This window comes from Streptomyces sp. NPDC006430 (assembly GCF_040612395.1).
Taxonomy (GTDB): domain Bacteria; phylum Actinomycetota; class Actinomycetes; order Streptomycetales; family Streptomycetaceae; genus Streptomyces.
Genome location: NZ_JBEXQA010000010.1, coordinates 216,242 through 231,669, shown reverse-complemented (window position 1 = coordinate 231,669; position 15,428 = coordinate 216,242). Strand labels below are relative to the sequence as shown.

The 15,428-nt window shown below is 70.9% G+C and carries 10 protein-coding genes and 1 pseudogene; 5 read left to right on the top strand and 6 right to left on the bottom strand.

Annotated elements, in window-relative coordinates:
• Positions 1 to 394: 394 nt before the first annotated feature.
• A pseudogene (locus ABZZ20_RS17860) lies at positions 395 to 895 on the top strand (GNAT family N-acetyltransferase); the annotation flags it as partial.
• On the opposite strand, the gene ABZZ20_RS17855 reads toward ABZZ20_RS17860, so the two are convergent.
• Complete coding sequence (locus ABZZ20_RS17855) at positions 846 to 1,817, bottom strand: EamA family transporter (protein ID WP_356870430.1); 972 nt, start codon at positions 1,815 to 1,817, stop codon at positions 846 to 848. The pseudogene ABZZ20_RS17860 and the gene ABZZ20_RS17855 overlap by 50 nt on opposite strands.
• Before the next feature lie 119 nt (positions 1,818 to 1,936).
• Between ABZZ20_RS17855 and ABZZ20_RS17850 the strand changes: the two genes are divergently transcribed.
• Both ABZZ20_RS17850 and ABZZ20_RS17845 read left to right on the top strand, forming a co-directional pair.
• On the top strand, positions 1,937 to 2,893 hold the full coding sequence (locus tag ABZZ20_RS17850; RefSeq protein ID WP_356870428.1) for a LysR substrate-binding domain-containing protein: 957 nt from the start codon (positions 1,937 to 1,939) through the stop codon (positions 2,891 to 2,893).
• A gap of 10 nt (positions 2,894 to 2,903) precedes the next feature.
• On the top strand, positions 2,904 to 4,808 hold the full coding sequence (locus tag ABZZ20_RS17845) for a glycoside hydrolase family 3 N-terminal domain-containing protein (RefSeq protein ID WP_356870426.1): 1,905 nt from the start codon (positions 2,904 to 2,906) through the stop codon (positions 4,806 to 4,808).
• Between the two features lie 81 nt (positions 4,809 to 4,889).
• On the opposite strand, the gene ABZZ20_RS17840 is transcribed toward ABZZ20_RS17845, so the two are convergent.
• The 3 genes from ABZZ20_RS17840 to ABZZ20_RS17830 all read right to left on the bottom strand — a co-directional run bounded on the left by ABZZ20_RS17840 (position 4,890) and on the right by ABZZ20_RS17830 (position 11,715).
• Entirely contained in the window at positions 4,890 to 6,323 is a 1,434-nt protein-coding gene (locus ABZZ20_RS17840; RefSeq protein ID WP_356870424.1) for a S28 family serine protease, read from the bottom strand.
• Positions 6,324 to 6,963: 640 nt separating this feature from the next.
• Complete coding sequence (locus tag ABZZ20_RS17835; protein ID WP_356870422.1) at positions 6,964 to 10,797, bottom strand: ABC transporter ATP-binding protein; 3,834 nt, start codon at positions 10,795 to 10,797, stop codon at positions 6,964 to 6,966.
• A gap of 150 nt (positions 10,798 to 10,947) precedes the next feature.
• Positions 10,948 to 11,715 (bottom strand): GntR family transcriptional regulator, encoded by a 768-nt coding sequence (locus ABZZ20_RS17830; RefSeq protein ID WP_356870420.1) that lies wholly within the window; start codon positions 11,713 to 11,715, stop codon positions 10,948 to 10,950.
• A 171-nt stretch (positions 11,716 to 11,886) separates the two neighbouring features.
• On the opposite strand from ABZZ20_RS17830, the gene ABZZ20_RS17825 reads away from it, so the two are divergent.
• Positions 11,887 to 12,315, top strand: coding sequence for an ATP-binding protein (locus tag ABZZ20_RS17825; protein ID WP_356870418.1), 429 nt, complete (start codon positions 11,887 to 11,889; stop codon positions 12,313 to 12,315).
• Positions 12,309 to 12,581: a helix-turn-helix transcriptional regulator gene (locus ABZZ20_RS17820; RefSeq protein WP_356870416.1), complete on the top strand. Its 273-nt coding sequence runs from the start codon at positions 12,309 to 12,311 to the stop codon at positions 12,579 to 12,581. The genes ABZZ20_RS17825 and ABZZ20_RS17820 overlap by 7 nt, the downstream gene beginning before the upstream one ends.
• A 41-nt stretch (positions 12,582 to 12,622) precedes the next feature.
• On the opposite strand, the gene ABZZ20_RS17815 is transcribed toward ABZZ20_RS17820, so the two are convergent.
• Positions 12,623 to 13,300: a hypothetical protein gene (locus ABZZ20_RS17815; protein ID WP_356870414.1), complete on the bottom strand. Its 678-nt coding sequence runs from the start codon at positions 13,298 to 13,300 to the stop codon at positions 12,623 to 12,625.
• Entirely contained in the window at positions 13,281 to 15,407 is a 2,127-nt protein-coding gene (locus tag ABZZ20_RS17810; protein ID WP_356870412.1) for a hypothetical protein, read from the bottom strand. Before ABZZ20_RS17810 ends, ABZZ20_RS17815 begins: the two co-directional genes overlap by 20 nt.
• Positions 15,408 to 15,428: the final 21 nt, after the last annotated feature.

Sequence of the window (15,428 nt, the reverse complement as noted above, 5' to 3'; positions counted from 1 at the left end):
GGCCTCGCGGCCGGACCCCCTCACGGTTACCCCTCCCGTGTCGGACTTCCCGATCCCCCCAGATCCCTCCCCGGAAGTGCCGACGCAAGGTACGACCCACCCTCGGGGCCCGAGGTTGCATACGGAATCGGAACTTTACGTTTCCATTACCTGGGTGCCTTCCAGTAGACGCCCGAAGTGCCCTTGAACTGCCACATAAGGAGCGTTTCGGGCGTGAGTGAATCGTCCTTCCAGGACGACGTGCTCAGCGAAGGCCGCCGCCACGGGGCGTGGCCACCCTCGGCGGCGGGAGGAAGCAGCCCCCCGCGGGGGAGGCACCGCGGGCGGGCTCCCGCGCCGCCGCCCCGCGCTATCCTCGGGCGGCATGGAGCCCCCTGACGACATCGGCACCGTACGGGTACGGCTGCGGCACCCCGAGCCCGGCGAACTGGGCTGGATCGTGCAGCGGCACGGCGCGCTCTATGCAGCCGAATACGGCTGGAACACGGACTTCGAGGGCCTGGTGGCCCGGATCGTCGCGGACTTCGCAGAGGACCACGACCCACATCTGGAACGGGTCTGGATCGCCGAATTGGACGGCAGTCCGGTCGGTTCGGTGATGTGCGTGCGCGATGACGGTTCGTCCGGCACCGCACGACTGCGGCTGCTCCTGGTGGAGCCGGAGGGCCGCGGGCACGGCATCGGCGCCCTGCTGGTCGACACGGTCGTCGCCTTCGCCCGCTCGGTCGGCTACCGCGAACTGGTCCTGTGGACCAACGACGTGCTCACCTCGGCCCGCGTCCTCTACCAGCGCGCCGGGTTCACCTTGGTCGCCGAGCGCCCGCACCGCTCGTACGGGGTCACGCTCACGGGGCAGGACTGGCGGCTGCCGCTCCAGGAGAACTCCCCGCACTGACGGCCGCTGCGCCGCCCGTCTCCGTACGGAGCCCCGCGCCGGCTCCCGACCCCGTACGGGTCCCCGCGCGGGCGGGGGCCAGCGACGTGAGGGCGACCCCGCCGACCAGCAGCAGCGCCGCCGCCCAGCGCAGCCCCGAGATCCCCTCGCCCAGGACCAGCGCGGCCGAGGACATCCCGAACACCGGGACCAGCAGCGAGAAGGGCGCGACCGATGAGGCCGGGTAGCGCCCCAGCAGGTGGTTCCAGGCCCCGAAGCCGAACACCGTGGACACCCACGCGACGTATCCGATGACGGCGACCCCGGACCAGTCCAGGCCGCGCAGTGCCGCCAGGTCCCGCTCGGGCCCCTCCAGCAGCAGCGAGAGCGCGAACAGCGGCAGCACCGGGACGGTGCACACCCAGACCATGAAGTTCAGCGCGTCGGGTGGGGAGGCCTTGCGGGTCAGCACGTTGGACACGCCCCAGCAGGCGGCGGCCGCGACGACCAGGGTGAACCCGAGCACCGGCCCCGAGGTGCCCCCGTCCACGGCGGCGACGGCGATGCCGACGAGCGCCACGGCCATGCCGACCACGCGGACCCGTCCGGGCCGCTCGCGCAGGACGACGGCGGCGAGGACGGCGGTGAAGACGGACTGGATCTGGAGCACGAGGGAGGACAGTCCGGCCGGCATCCCGGCGGCCATTCCGGTGAAGAGCAGGCCGAACTTGGCGACGCCGAGTGCCACTCCGACCGCGACGATCCATTTCCAGGCGGCCTTGGGCCGGCCGACGAAGAACACCGCGGGCAGGGCGGCGAGGAGGAAGCGCAGGGCGGACAGGAGCAGCGGCGGGAAGTGGCCGAGGCCGATCTCGATGACGACGAAGTTGAAGCCCCAGACGGCGGCGACGAGCACGGCGAGTGCGATGTGTACGGGACGCATGCTCCGAGCATCGATGCCACGACCATGTAGCACCAGCGCAGATGTCTTCCGATAAGGATGAAGCGTTGCTTACGAATGCCTCGGGGCGCGGCGGCGTCGCGGTGCCTACGATGGGCCGCATGCTCGACCTCTCCCGGCTGCGCGCCCTGCACGCCGTCTCCGTCCACGGCTCGGTCGCGGGCGCGGCGGCGGCCCTCGGCTACACCCCCTCCGCCGTGTCCCAGCAGATCGCCAAGCTGGAACGGGAGACCCGGACCACGCTGCTGGAGCGGCGCGGGCGCGGGGTCGCGCTCACCGAGGAGGCCCGGCACCTGGCCTCGACCGCCCAGGAGCTGCTGGCGATCGTGGAGCGCGCCGAGACCACCTTGGAGGAACGTCGCGGGCAACCGAGCGGGCTCCTGACGGTGGCCGCATTCGCCTCGGCGGCGCGCGGACTGCTGCCGGGGGTGCTGGCCGACCTCGCCCGCCGGCATCCCGCGCTGGAGGTGCGCCTGACCGAGGTGGACCCCCATCTGTCGGTCGACCTGGTGGCCCGGGGGGTCACCGATCTCGCGGTGGCCCACGACTGGGACATCGCCCCGCTGCCGGCCCCGGAGGGCATCGAACAGGCCGTCATCGGGGACGACCGCTGCGACCTGGTGGTGCCGCAGGAGCATCCGTTCACCGCGCGGGCGGTCGTCCGCAGGTCCGACCTCGGCGGACAGCGCTGGGTCTGCCAGCCACCCGGGCGGGTCTGCCACGACTGGCTGGTGCGGACGCTGCGCACGGCCGGGTTCGAGCCCGACATCGCGCACGTGGCCGAGGAGAACCACACCATCGTCGCGCTGGTCGCGGCCGGACTCGGGGTGGCCGTCGTACCCCGGTTGGGCACCGGCGCGCTGCCGCCGGGTGCGGTGGCCGTACCGCTGGAACCGGGACCCGTACGCCGGTTGTACGCCCTGTGGCGGACCGGTGCGGCCCGCCGGCCGGCGATCACCGAGACCGTGCGCGCCCTCCAGGAGCACTGGGCCGAAGCGGCACCCCTTCCGGGGGACCTCCCGAGTGTCCGCGGCGGCGGGGGTACGGCCCGGCAGTAGGGTCCGGCGCGTGTCATACCACGCCTCCCGCAGGTCCCTGCTCACCGCGGCCGCCATGGCCGCCGTCACGGCCGCCGGGGTCGCCTCGTACGCCGTGGGCGGTGCCCGGGGCGGCGTGGCCGACGATCCGCAACCCGGCGACCGCGCACCCGGCGGGACGCCTGGTCGGGCGCCCGACCGGGCGGAGCTGCGCCGGCTGATGGCCGGGATGAGCCTGGCCGAGAAGGTCGGGCAGCTCTTCGTGTCCCGGGCCTACGGGCATTCGGCGACCGAGCCCGATCCGGAGGACGCCGAGAAGAACCTGACGATGTTCGGCGTGCGCACCGCCGCGGAACTGGTCTCCCGCTACCACCTCGGCGGAATCATCTACTTCGCCTGGGCGCACAACACCCGCAGCCCGCAGCAGATCGCCGAACTGTCGGCCGCCCTCCAGCAGGCGGCTGCCGGTACCGGTACCGGCATCCCGCTGATGCTCTCCACCGACCAGGAGCACGGGGCCGTGGCGCGCATCGGCAAGCCCGCGACGCTGCTGCCGGGGGCGATGGCCCTGGGCGCCCGGTACGGCGCGGGCGACGGGGACTCCGGAGCCCCCGGAGCTCCTGGCGCCCCCGGCCGTCGCAGCAGTGCCGGCACCGGAGCCACCGCGGAGGCCCGCCGCGCCGCGCGCATCGCGGGCGCCGAGCTGGCCGCCATGGGCATCCGGCACAACTACGCGCCGGTGGCCGACGTGAACGTCAACCCGGCCAATCCGGTGATCGGCGTACGGTCCTTCGGCGCCGACCCGCAGGCGGTGGCGGATCTGGCCGCCGCCCAGGTCCGCGGCTACCAGGGCGCCGGAGTGGCCGCCACCGCCAAGCACTTCCCCGGCCACGGGGACACCGAGACCGACAGTCACGTCGGACTGCCGGTGATGCGGCACAGCCGGGCCCAGTGGGAGGAGTTGGACGAGCCGCCGTTCCGGGCGGCGGTGGAGGCGGGTGTGGACGCCGTCATGACGGCGCACATCGTCTTCCCCGCGCTCGATCCCTCGGGGGACCCGGCGACCCTGTCCAGACCGATCGTGACGGGCATCCTGCGTGAACGGCTGGGCTTCCGGGGGGTGGTGGTCACCGACGCCCTCGACATGGCCGGGGTCCGCCAGAAGTACGGGGACGACCAAGTCCCGGTGCTGGCGCTGAAGGCGGGCTGCGACCAGCTGCTGAACCCGCCGGACCTCGGGCTCGCGCACCGCAGCGTGCTCGCGGCGGTCGAGACGGGCGAGCTGTCACAGAAGCGGATCGATGAATCGGTACTGCGGATTCTGGAACTGAAGGCCCGCCGCGGCCTGTTCGACGCCGCACACACGGCGGCCGGGCCGGTGGGTGCAGTGGTGGGGGTCCCGGCGCACCTGGCCGCCGCCGACGAGATCGCGGCGGGCACGACGACCCTGCTGGCCAACCCCCTGAAGCTGTTGCCGCTGGATCCGACGGCCGCGCCCCGGGTGCTGGTGACCGGGGCCGACCCGGCCTCCCCCAGCGGTACGACCGGGCCTCCCACGACGGTACTGGCCCGGGAGCTGACCGCCCTGGGCTGTCGGGCGACGGCCGTGCCGCCCGCGCGGGCGGTGGCCGCGGCTGCCGGCAACGCGGCGGTGCTGGTGTGCACGTACAACGTCCCGGAGGGAGACAGTCCGCAGCGCACGCTGGTCGCGGAGCTGCTGGCCACCGGGGTGCCGGTGGTCGTGGTGGCGATCCGCAACCCGTACGACGCGGCCCGGCTGCCGACGTGTGCGGCAGAGTTGGCGACGTACACCTGGACGGACGTGGAGATGCGGGCGGCGGCCCGGGTGGTCACGGGGTCGGTACGGCCGGTGGGCCGCCTACCGGTGCCCGTGCCCGGCCGCTACCCGCTGGGCCACGGGCTGGCGTACGACTAGAAGTACGGGCGTACGGAGGTACGGACGTACGACGCGGCGTATCCGGCCCGTGCTCAGCGGGAGCGGTTCGGGGGCGGGGGGTTACGGCCGCAGCTGCGGCTCGCGCTCCCGGTCCTTCTGGTCGAGCTGCGCGTCCGGCTTCGCCAGCGGCTTCGCCCGGCCTGCGTCGGCGAGCGCAGCGGCCGGCGCGACCCCGGCCCACTGCAGGATCTTCTGCGTGGCCAGCGCCTTTTCGCCCTCCTGGAGCTTGGAGACGTTCGCCCCGTGGTTGGCGCCCGGCGCGATCATCACGTAGCTGTCGCGGACGGTGTACCCGAGGTGGAACGGTTCAGCACCCCACGGGTCGTTCTGCCCGTACACGAACAGCATCTGGTTGGCGTTGTTCTTGACCCAGTTGTCCACGTCCGCCATGACCCCCGGCTGGAAGGTCATCGGGATCTCGCGGGGCACGAAGTTGCGCGGCGGCTGGTAGCCGTAACGGCTCAGGCCACCGAGGTGCGGCTGCTTGATGTCGGGCGAACCGAGCTGGGTACCCGCCTGGTAGTAGTACGGGGTGTACGCCTCGACGCCCTGGTCGGCATAGGCCGAGAAGCCGGAGATGGCGTCGACCGAGTCCCAGATCTCCTGGTCGCTCGCGCTCGCGGCGGTCGGGATGGAGGTGCAGTCGGCGAGCAGGCTGTACTGCCAGAAGGCCCACACGTAGTCGAGCACGACGGCCTCGAAGGCCTTGTCCAGGCTACCGACGGTGTTGAAGGTCCAGCCGTTCTCGGCAGCGGCGGCGGCGTACTTGGCCTCCAACGGCTCCCGGCGCACGAGGGCCTCGCGCTGCACCGCGTTCAGCTTGTCGCGGCACTCCTTGGTGCCGACCTTGTTGAAGAACCGGTCGTACGCCGAGTCCTCCTTGTTGACGACGTCGTTGGGCGCGACGTACGCGACGACACCGTCCATGTCCCGGGGGTAGAACCGCTCGTAGTACGTCGCGGTCATGCCGCCCTTGCTGCCGCCCGTGGCGAGCCAGTTCTTCTTGTAGATCTTCTTCAGCGCGGTGAAGAGGCGGTGCTGGTCGCTGGCGGCCTGCCAGATGTTCAGGTTCGCCCAGTTGGCCGGGTCGGGCCGGGAAGGCGTGAAGAATCGGTACTCCAACGACACCTGGTTGCCGTCCACGATGGTCGTCGGCTCGCTGCGACGCGGATTCGTGTTGACGTTGTACCCGGAAGTGAAGAAGACCGTGGGCCGGGAGACGTCCTTGTGCAGCAGGGTGATGCGCTGCTTGAAGGTGCCCTTCGACGGGTTCCGGTGGTCGACCGGCTGCTCGTAGTTCAGTACGAAGAAGCGGTAGCCGGGGTACGGCTTCTCCTCGATCAGACTCATCCCCGGAACGGCGAGGATCTCGTCCTTGATGTCCGTCACGGCGTTCGGCCCTGCGGCGGTGGCCGCCTGAGCCGTGAAGCCGGCTGCCCCCATGGTGCCGATCAGCACCACGAGCGACAGCAGCCAGCCGAGCGTCTTGCGCATTCGCCCTCCCCTGAGTTCACTTCGGTCGCCCGTGAACCTAGCGGGGTCAACATGCGGCTGACCAGACCTAGTTGGGACGCTCGTTCAGCACAGAATCCAGCCGGAATCGACAGATCCGGACTCGATGCTCCCCCTTACATACACGCAACGACTGATGGCGCCGACCGTGACAGGTCCGGCATATCGGGTGAATTGCCCTGCGTCACGAATCGGCACCCCGCCGCGCGGCTGGATGCTCACCGCCATCGACCGGCGCCGGCCCGGGCTGTCGGCCACCGTCACGGCGCAGGCCTGGGTTCGGCTCTTGTAGACGCGTACCTCGCCCGCCGGCAGGGACAGCGTCTTGACCAGAGCACCCGCACAACCGCCGGTTGCCGCCTGCGCGGGCGGCGCCGCGAACAGACCGCCGGCACAGAGCACCAGTCCCGCGGCGAACACCCCTGCCGGCACGGCCCCCCGACCGCGCCCCTTCCGTCCGTGCTCCACCCTGTCCCCCCGATCGGCCGTACGTAACACGTACGCACGTACGACGCATTGACCCCCCGGAAGGTTGCACACAGCAAGATCCAGGGGGCCACGAGCAGGTCGACGGCACGGGTTGCGCCTCATGCGTCAGGCGTTGCGCCTCATGCGTCACGGTTCAGGCGGCTGCCCGCTCGTCCTCGCCGACGAAGGTCCGCCACAACTCGGCGTACCGGCCGCCGCGGGCGACGAGTTCGGCGTGGGTGCCGTCCTCCACGACCCGGCCGCGGTCCATGACGACGACCCGGTCGGCTCGCGCGGCCGTGGTCAGGCGGTGCGCCACCACGAGCGTGGTGCGCTTGCCCGCGAGCCGGTCGGTGGCCTGGTTGACCTGCGCCTCGGTGGCCAGGTCGAGCGCGGCGGTGGCCTCGTCGAGCAGCAGCACGTCGGGGTCGACGAGTTCGGCGCGGGCCAGCGCGATCAGCTGGCGCTGGCCGGCCGAAAGGTTGCGGCCACGTTCGGCGACGGTGTGCAGGTAGCCGCCGTCGAGCGTGGCGATCATGTCGTGGGCTCCGACTGCGCGGGCAGCCGCCTCCACCTCGGCATCGCTCGCCTCGGGCCGCCCGTACGCGATCGCGTCGCGGACGGTACCCGGGAAGAGGTACGGCTCCTGCGGGACGACGCCGAGCCGGTGACGGTACGCCGTCAGGTCGAGCTCCCGCAGATCGGCGCCGTCGGCGGTGACCCGGCCGGCGGTCGGGTCGTAGAACCGGGCCACGAGCTTGACCAGCGTGGACTTGCCGGCGCCGGTCTCGCCGACGAAGGCGACGGTCTGGCCGGCGGGTATCCGCAGGCTGATGCCGGCCAGTGCGTCCCCCTTCTCGCCGCGCTCCTCGGCGGTTCCGTAGGAGAACCGCACGTCCTCGAACGCGATCTCGCCGCGCAGTTCCGGTACCGGGCTCGGGTCGGCGGGCCGCGGGGTGGTGGTGGGCTCGCGCAGCAGCCCCTGGATCCGGCCGAGGGAGACGGTGGCCTGCTGGTAGCCGTCGAATACCTGGGAGAGCTGCTGCACCGGGGCGAAGAACAGGTCGATGTAGAGGAGGTACGCGACCAGCGCACCCGTGGTGAGGGTGCTGGCCTCCACGCGGCCCGCACCCACGATCAGCACGGCTGCCGCCGCTCCCGAGGAGAGCAGCTGCACGAAGGGGAAGTAGACGGATATCAGCCATTGGCCGCGCACCCGGGCCTCGCGGTACGCGTCGCTGCGCTCGGCGAACCGGGCGGCGCCCGAGCGCTGACGGCGGAAGGCCTGGACGATGCGCAGCCCGGAGACGGACTCCTGGAGGTCGGCGTTGACCACGCTGACCCGGTCGCGGGCCAGTTCGTACGCGGCGACCGACTTGCGGCGGAACACGATCGTGCCGAGGACCAGCACGGGGAGGGTGGCGAAGACGATGAGCGCGAGCTCGACGTCGAGGACCAGCAGGGCGATCAGGATCCCGAAGAAGGTGAAGACGGAGACGACTGCGGTGACGAGCCCCGTCTGCAGGAAGGTGGACAGGGCGTCCACGTCCGTGGTCATCCGGGTCATGATCTTGCCGGTCAGCTCGCGCTCGTAGTAGTCGAGGCCGAGGCGCTGGAGCTGGGCGAAGATCTTGACGCGTAGTGCGTAGAGCACCCGCTCGCCGGTGCGTCCGGTCATCCGGGTCTCGGCGAACTGTGCGGCCCACTGGGCGAGGACCACGGCGAGGGCGAGGCCCGCGGCCACCCAGACGGCGCCGAGCGCGGCCTGCTCGACGCCCTTGTCGATGCCGTGTCGGATCAGGATGGGCAGCAGCAGCCCGGCGCCCGCGTCGACGGCGACCAGGCCGAGGCTGATGGCCAGCGGCGCCCAGAAGCCACTCAGCAGCCGGCGCAGGTTGTAGCTGTCCTCGGCAGCCGCGGCGCGGTTCTCGTCCACGGCGGGTTCGTCGTCGGCGGGCGGCAGCGCGGCCACCTGCGCGAGCAGTTCCGGCGTGGCCGGCATGCCGGCGACGGCCCCGGCCATGGAGTGCCCGGCTCCGGGTGCTCCGGTCCCGGCGGCGGGGGCCGGGGCTCCGTCGCTCTCCTCCTGGCGCCGCCACAGTTCGGGGGTCACCCCGTCCGCGACCCGGCGCTTGGCGTTGACCGGCTCGGAGTCGATCTCGGCCTCGATCTCGATGTCCCGTTCGAGGTCCCGCTCGAACTCGACCATCGCGGGCGCGTCGGGGGTGCGCGGCGAGCCGGCACCGAGCGCGTCCGGGTCGGTGAGGAGGCGCCGGTACAGGGGGGACCTGCGCTCCAGCTCCTCGTGCGTGCCGATGTCGGAGAGCCGCCCTTGGTCGAGTACGGCGATCCGGTCGGCCAGACCGAGCGTGGAACGGCGGTGGGCGATGAGGAGCGTGGTGCGGCCGGCCATGACGGCGCGCAGTGCCTCGTGGATCTCGTGCTCGACCCGGGCGTCCACGGCGGAGGTGGCGTCGTCGAGAAGCAGCAGCCGGGGATCGGTGAGGATGGCGCGGGCGAGCGCGATGCGCTGGCGCTGGCCGCCGGAGAGGGTGAGCCCCTGCTCGCCGACCTTGGTGTCGTACCCGGCGGGCAGGGCCTGGATGAACCCTTCGGCCTGGGCGGCGCGGGCGGCGGCCTCGATCTGCTCGTCGGTGGCGTCGGGCTGGCCGTAGGCGATGTTGGCGCGGATGGTGTCGGAGAAGAGGAAGGAATCCTCCGGTACGAGCCCGATGGCGGCGCGCAGCGAGTCGTACGTCAGCTCGCGCACGTCCTGCCCGCCGACGCGGACGGTGCCGCGGTCGGCGTCGTAGAAGCGGGGCAGCAGCAGGGAGACGGTGGACTTGCCGGAGCCGGAGGAACCGACGACGGCAACGGTCTCGCCTTCGGCGATGGAGAGCGAGAACCCGTCCAGGACGGGCCGCTCGCGGTCGTACCCGAAGACGACGTCCTCGAAGTCGACGGTGGCGGGCGCATCGGCGGGCAGTTCGCGCGTGCCCTCCTCGATGACGGGCTCGGTGTCGATGAGTTCGAAGACCCGCTCCACGCCGGCGCGCGCCTGCTGCCCGACGGTGAGCACCATGGCGAGCATGCGGACGGGGCCGACGAGCTGGGCGAGGTAGGTGGAGAAGGCCACGAACGTGCCCAGGGTGACCTGTCCCCGGGTGGCCATCCAGCCGCCGAGCGCCAGTATGGCCACCTGCCCGAGGGCGGGTACGGCCTGCAGGGCGGGGGTGTAGCGGGAGTTGAGCCGGATCGTCCGCATCCGCCCGGCGAACAGCCGGCGGCCCGCGGCCCGCAGTTTGCCGGTCTCCTGCTCCTCCTGCCCGAAGCCCTTGACGACACGGACACCGGTGACGGCCCCGTCAACGACGGTGGCGACGGCGGCGGCCTGGCCCTGGGCCCACCAGGTGGCGGGGAAGAGCTTCTTTCGGCTGCGCTTGGCGATGAACCAGAGGGCGGGGGCCATGAGCAGCGCGACGAGGGTCAGCAGGGGCGAGAGCCACAGCATGATCGCGAGGGATATCCCGAAGAGCAGGAAGTTCCCGATGGTCATGGGGAGCATGAACAGCAGGCCCTGGATCAGCTGGAGGTCGCTGGTGGCCCGCCCGACGACCTGGCCGGTGGACAGTTCGTCCTGTCGGCGCCCGTCGAGGCGGGCGATCGTGTCGTACATGTCGGTACGCAGGTCGTGTTGGACGTCCAGCGCCAGCCGCCCGCCGTAGTACCTGCGTATGTAGGTCAGCACGTACACCAGGACCGCGGCACCTATGAGCAGCCCGGCCCAGACCCCCATGGGCTTGCTGTGGTCCCCGATGACGTCATCGATGATGACCTTGGTGACCAGCGGTACGAGCGCCATGACGGCCATGCCGCCCAGCGAGGACCCGAGCGCGAGCAGCACGTTGACCCTGTACCGCCAGGTGTAGGCAGTCAGCCGCCTGGCCCAGCCCTGTTTCTCCCCAGCCGCCGTCTCTGCCGCCGCCACGTGGTGCCTCCCCGTTCGCCTGTCCTACCGGAAGCCCCAACGTCCCGACCGGCGGATTTCATCCCGCGGCAACAATCGCACTGGAGTCCGCGCAGGGCACGGGGGCCGCACCCGATCAGGGGATCACCGACCGCTGGACATCGCGACGGCCTACGTGGGCGCGTCGAACGCGTACTCCAGGACGTAGGCGGAGGCGTCCAGGACCATCTCGTTGACCTCGACCACCCGGCCGTCGGCGGCGAAGGCGGTACGGCACACCAGCACGACCGGCGTCCCGGCGGCCAGACCGAGCTGCGCGGCCTCGTCAGCGCCCGGCATCCGCGAACGGACCTCCTCGCGGAACCGTGCGGGACCGACGCCGAGCTCGGCGAGGCGGGCGTAGATGCCGCCGGGGCCGGTGTCGGGCTCGGTGACGGGCGTGCCGGCCACGAGGGCAGCGTCGAGGTACGAGGTCGCGAGCATCACCGGCTTCCCGTCGAGCAGGAACCTGCGACGTCGTACGCATACGGGCGCCCCGTCCGCCAGACCGAGCACACCGGCGACGGCCTGAGGCGCGGCCTCCTCGGAGACGCCGATCAATTCGACCCCGGGGTCGCGACCCTTGCCGTCCGCGGCCCAGATGGACCCTCCCGCACTCCACACCTCGACGGCCAGCCGTTGGATTCCGCGCCTCCGGATACCGACCCTGAACTCCCGCACGAAGACCCCGGCCCCCTTGCGGGCCTCGGTCAACCCCTCAGCCTGAAGGACGCCGAATGCCTGGCGGGCTGTCATCCGGGCGACGCCGTACGTGTTCATGAGGTCGCTCTCGCCAGGCAGTCGGTCGCCAGGCCCGTACTCGCCGGACGCAATGGCGTCCTTCAGCGCAGCGGCGATGCGCAGGTACTTGGGCTGCCGTCCCGCGGCGTCCTTCGACATACGGTCCTCCCGACCAACTTCGGACCGGACAGCCTAGGGGCTCAAGGTGAGGCAAGCGCCGCATGCCCCTCCCACACCATCGGGCGAACATATCTAGATATCTCTTGACGGCGCTCGGGGCGGGCTTTCACCCTCGGGGGGCAGGTAGGTATCTAGATAGGTGAGGTCTTCATGGCATTGCCCTCTGCTGACGAGGTCGGCTGGCTCGTGCCGCACGGCCCCCGCGCTCCGGGGCGGGCACGCGCCCTCCTGCGCGGACAGCTCGCCGAGTGGGGCGTCGACTCGGGCCCCGCCGAAGCGGCCGAGCTGTTGCTCTCCGAGCTGGTCACCAACGCCGTACGGCACGCCCGCGCACCGCGGGGGCGGGACATCGGGGTCCGGCTCGCTCGGTACGACGGGGTGCTGCGTGTGGAGGTGGCCGACGCGGGCCCCGCCGTCAAGCTCACGCCACAGATCGTGGCGGACTGGGACGAGCGGGGGCGCGGGCTCGTCATCGTCGCGGCACTGGCCAAGCGCTGGGGCTACTGCCCCCGCCGGCACGGGATCGGAAAGGCCGTCTGGGCCGAGATCGGCTGGATGCCGGAGGCGCCCACATGCTGAGCCTTCGGGAAGAAGTCCGGATCGCCTTCGTGATCGGGCAGGCCGTCTACGACCGGCGGAACGAGCTCGGGATCTCGCAGAGCGAGCTGGCGCGCCGGGCCGGAATGACGCAGCCGGAAGTGTCCCGACTGGAACTCGGCGGCACCATGTCGGCCGTGCCGCTGCTGGCGCGGCTGGCTCAGGCCATGGAGTCCGAGCTGAACCTCCAGCTCGTCGGGGATACGTGCACGGTCGCGTTCACCGCCCAGCAGCAAGAGGCAGCCTGACCGCGCCCGAGGCCGGACGCGGGTCAGGGCCGCCGCTCACCTCACGGACTGGGCACCGGCTTCACCACGGGGGGCTTCTCCAGCGGCTTGTTCTCGCAGCCGAGGGCTTCGGTGACGCGGCGGGCCATGAGGTAGGTGAGTGCGGTCTGCCGGTCCTTAGTCGCCCGGTCGATATCCGTCCGAGGGGGACTGACGTTGTGGGAAGCCTTCGCGTGGAGCCACGCCGACTTCGACGGCCCGCCAAGCTTGCCGGGCATCTCGCAACCCACGAACAACGCCGTATCGGTGTCGTTGGCCTGGCCGAAGGCGCCGCCCGCCTCGAACGGAACGCCGTTGGGCAGGTGCTGTTCCACATCCTTCGAGGCACGCGAGACCCACCCGAAGCTGAATGTCACGCGGTCACCGCCATTCTGGCCGGCCGCCCACAGGGCGCACGTCGACTTCGGAGACATCCGGCTTTCCGGGCTCGCCTCCGGCAGTGCGCGTCGCAGCGCCGTCGCCACTTCGCCCGTGCTGTTGTAGATCAGCGTCTCGAACTCTTTCGCACGGAGAATCCCCTGCAGGAGGACGCCCTCCTCCGAGGAAGGGCTGATCCCACACGGCTGCTCGCTCTTCGCCTCGGGCTCGCCCGAGGTGCACGACGCCAGCATCACCACGGAGAACAGGGCAGTCGTCGACCGCGCGAAAGCCTTGAGCACGTCACGGCCGAAGGTGCGCACGGGCAGCCTCCCGACCTGCCGAGTACGCGTCGCCGGCCCCGTCTTTGGCGTGCTCGAACGCAGGGTTTTTGCCCATTTTCCGTTCATCTCTCCACGCATCCAACAGCTCGTTGGTCCCGTCCATACCTGCCGCGTAGTTGTTGCTGGAAGCTTGCTTGCTCTGCTCCTCAGCCGCGTCCTTGACGCCCTCGACCCAGTTGTACTTGCCTGCGTCGATCAGCGAGCCTCCGATGGTGCTCACAACCGGGATCTCGCCGATGAGGCCGTTCACGCCGGCAGCCGTGTACTCGGCCGTGCCTTCCGCCCACTTGTCCTTGTCGTCTTGCTTGTCCTTGTAGACGTCGGCCCCGATGCCGTTGAGGGCACCCGTTGCCGCCCCGATGTCATGCGCACGGTTGTCCCAGTCAACGCCGGCCCGGTGCGGGTCGGCCTCGTACCGTTCAGCCGTCACGAGCTGCTCCGCCGAGTACACCTGCTCCGCCTTGACCAACAAGCCGTAGGACGGGCCGTCGTCCGCGATCCCGCGCATGACTCGGATCAGACTGCCCTGGCCGACCGCGATTTGGGCCTTGTCTCCCGAACCGTGAATGGCGTCGCTGCCCTTGATGCCGCCCAGGTCGGAGTTCTGTCCGCCGAGGATCACGTGGGTGTCCTCCACGTAGTCCACTAGTGCCCTCGCCATCGGCTCGCGCAGGCCCTCCAGGTCATCCTTGAACTCGTCGCCCTTCATCTCGTCGTCGAGGAAACGGATCGCGTTGTGCATGACCCGCGCCTGGCCCTCGGTGTGCGGACCGGGCGGGCCGAGCTTCTCGCCCTCCGTGTGGCCCGTGGCCGCCGCCTGGAGGGCGGCGCCCAAGCCCGCCGTCTTGTCCCCGTGCATCTCCATCGGGGGGCCGACGGCGGTCGAGATCCAGGGGTCCGGCATGTCGCGGTCGGTGAGCATGTACTTCAGGTGCTCGTTCTTGTTGCCGGGCGCTTCGGGGTCGAGGAAGTACGTCGCCGAGTCCGGGTCCTTGGCCATGATGCCCAGCAGGCCGTCCAGCGGGTCGGAGACCAGGTTCGGGCGCTGGGAGTCGTAGGCGTGGTCGTACATGTGCGGCTTCGACTTCTCGGCCTCGATCATGCCGTCGCCGATGTCGTTGAGGAACTGCTTCCCGTAACCGTCGCCGTTCGACATGAGGGTGACCAGCGCCTGGTAGCCGTACGTCGGTCGCAGGCCCTTGGCGACCAGCTCGGGGCCCTGCTCCTTGAGCCCGTTGACGAAGGGTTTGTAGGCGTAGCTCTCCGGGTCCTTGGTGCCCGAGGCGATCGTCCCCGCGAGGCCGACGTTGATCGACTCGTAGAGCTTCTTGTCCGCCGCCGATGCACCGCGGTCGTTGGACGCCAGGTTCATCTGGTCCGCCAGCAGCAGGGTGTCCTTCGCGCCCATCGAGTGCAGGTACGCCTCGCTGAAGTGCTTGTCCCCGGAGTTCTGCTTGAGGATGTCGTTGTAGTGCTTCAGCTCCTCCGGCGAGGCGTCGCCCGAACGGATCTTCTGCGTGAGCGCCAGCGCCTCCACGGCCTCCACGTCGTTGACGGCCTTGGAGTTGAACCCGAACATCGCGGTTCCGTCGGCCCCGGACGCGCTCAGCAGCGCGGTCTTGACGTCCGCGTCGAATTCGGTGACCGCCTTGACCGTGTCCGCGATCTTCTGCGTCCAGGACCGCTCGATCTCCGGGAGGTCGGGGTCGTGGCGGATCGCGTTCGCGGAGGCCGGGTCGGCCTTGCTGTAGTCGTAGCTCGCGGTGCCCGCGTCCGAGACCTTCATACCGGCGTTCACCGCGTCCGAGACGGCCGATGCCACCCTGCCCTTGAGGTCCGTGAAACGGGTGTGCGCGTCGCGGAGCAGCGACTCCATGGCCAGCGCCTCGGTCTGGGCCGCCGCGAACTCCTGGCGCGTCATGGAGGAGTTGGTGGCAGCGGTCTGGGCGCTGGAGCCCATCCAGCCGTTGCCGGAGGACACGCTCTGGACCTCGTCCCTGTACACCTCTTCCAGGGTCTTGAACTGCGTCGCCATGGACTTCCAGCCCTCGGCGGCCGTGGTGAGCGCGGAGAGGTCCGTCTGCATGATCTCGTGATAGCTCGGCAC

Coding starts and splice junctions, on each gene's coding strand:
- ABZZ20_RS17830 (WP_356870420.1), bottom strand. CDS start 11,715: ATGTCGAAGGACGCCGCGGGACGGCAGCCCAAGTACCTGCGCATCGCC.
- ABZZ20_RS17850 (WP_356870428.1), top strand. CDS start 1,937: ATGCTCGACCTCTCCCGGCTGCGCGCCCTGCACGCCGTCTCCGTCCAC.
- ABZZ20_RS17825 (WP_356870418.1), top strand. CDS start 11,887: ATGGCATTGCCCTCTGCTGACGAGGTCGGCTGGCTCGTGCCGCACGGC.
- ABZZ20_RS17855 (WP_356870430.1), bottom strand. CDS start 1,817: ATGCGTCCCGTACACATCGCACTCGCCGTGCTCGTCGCCGCCGTCTGG.
- ABZZ20_RS17840 (WP_356870424.1), bottom strand. CDS start 6,323: ATGCGCAAGACGCTCGGCTGGCTGCTGTCGCTCGTGGTGCTGATCGGC.
- ABZZ20_RS17820 (WP_356870416.1), top strand. CDS start 12,309: ATGCTGAGCCTTCGGGAAGAAGTCCGGATCGCCTTCGTGATCGGGCAG.
- ABZZ20_RS17810 (WP_356870412.1), bottom strand. CDS start 15,407: ATGCAGACGGACCTCTCCGCGCTCACCACGGCCGCCGAGGGCTGGAAG.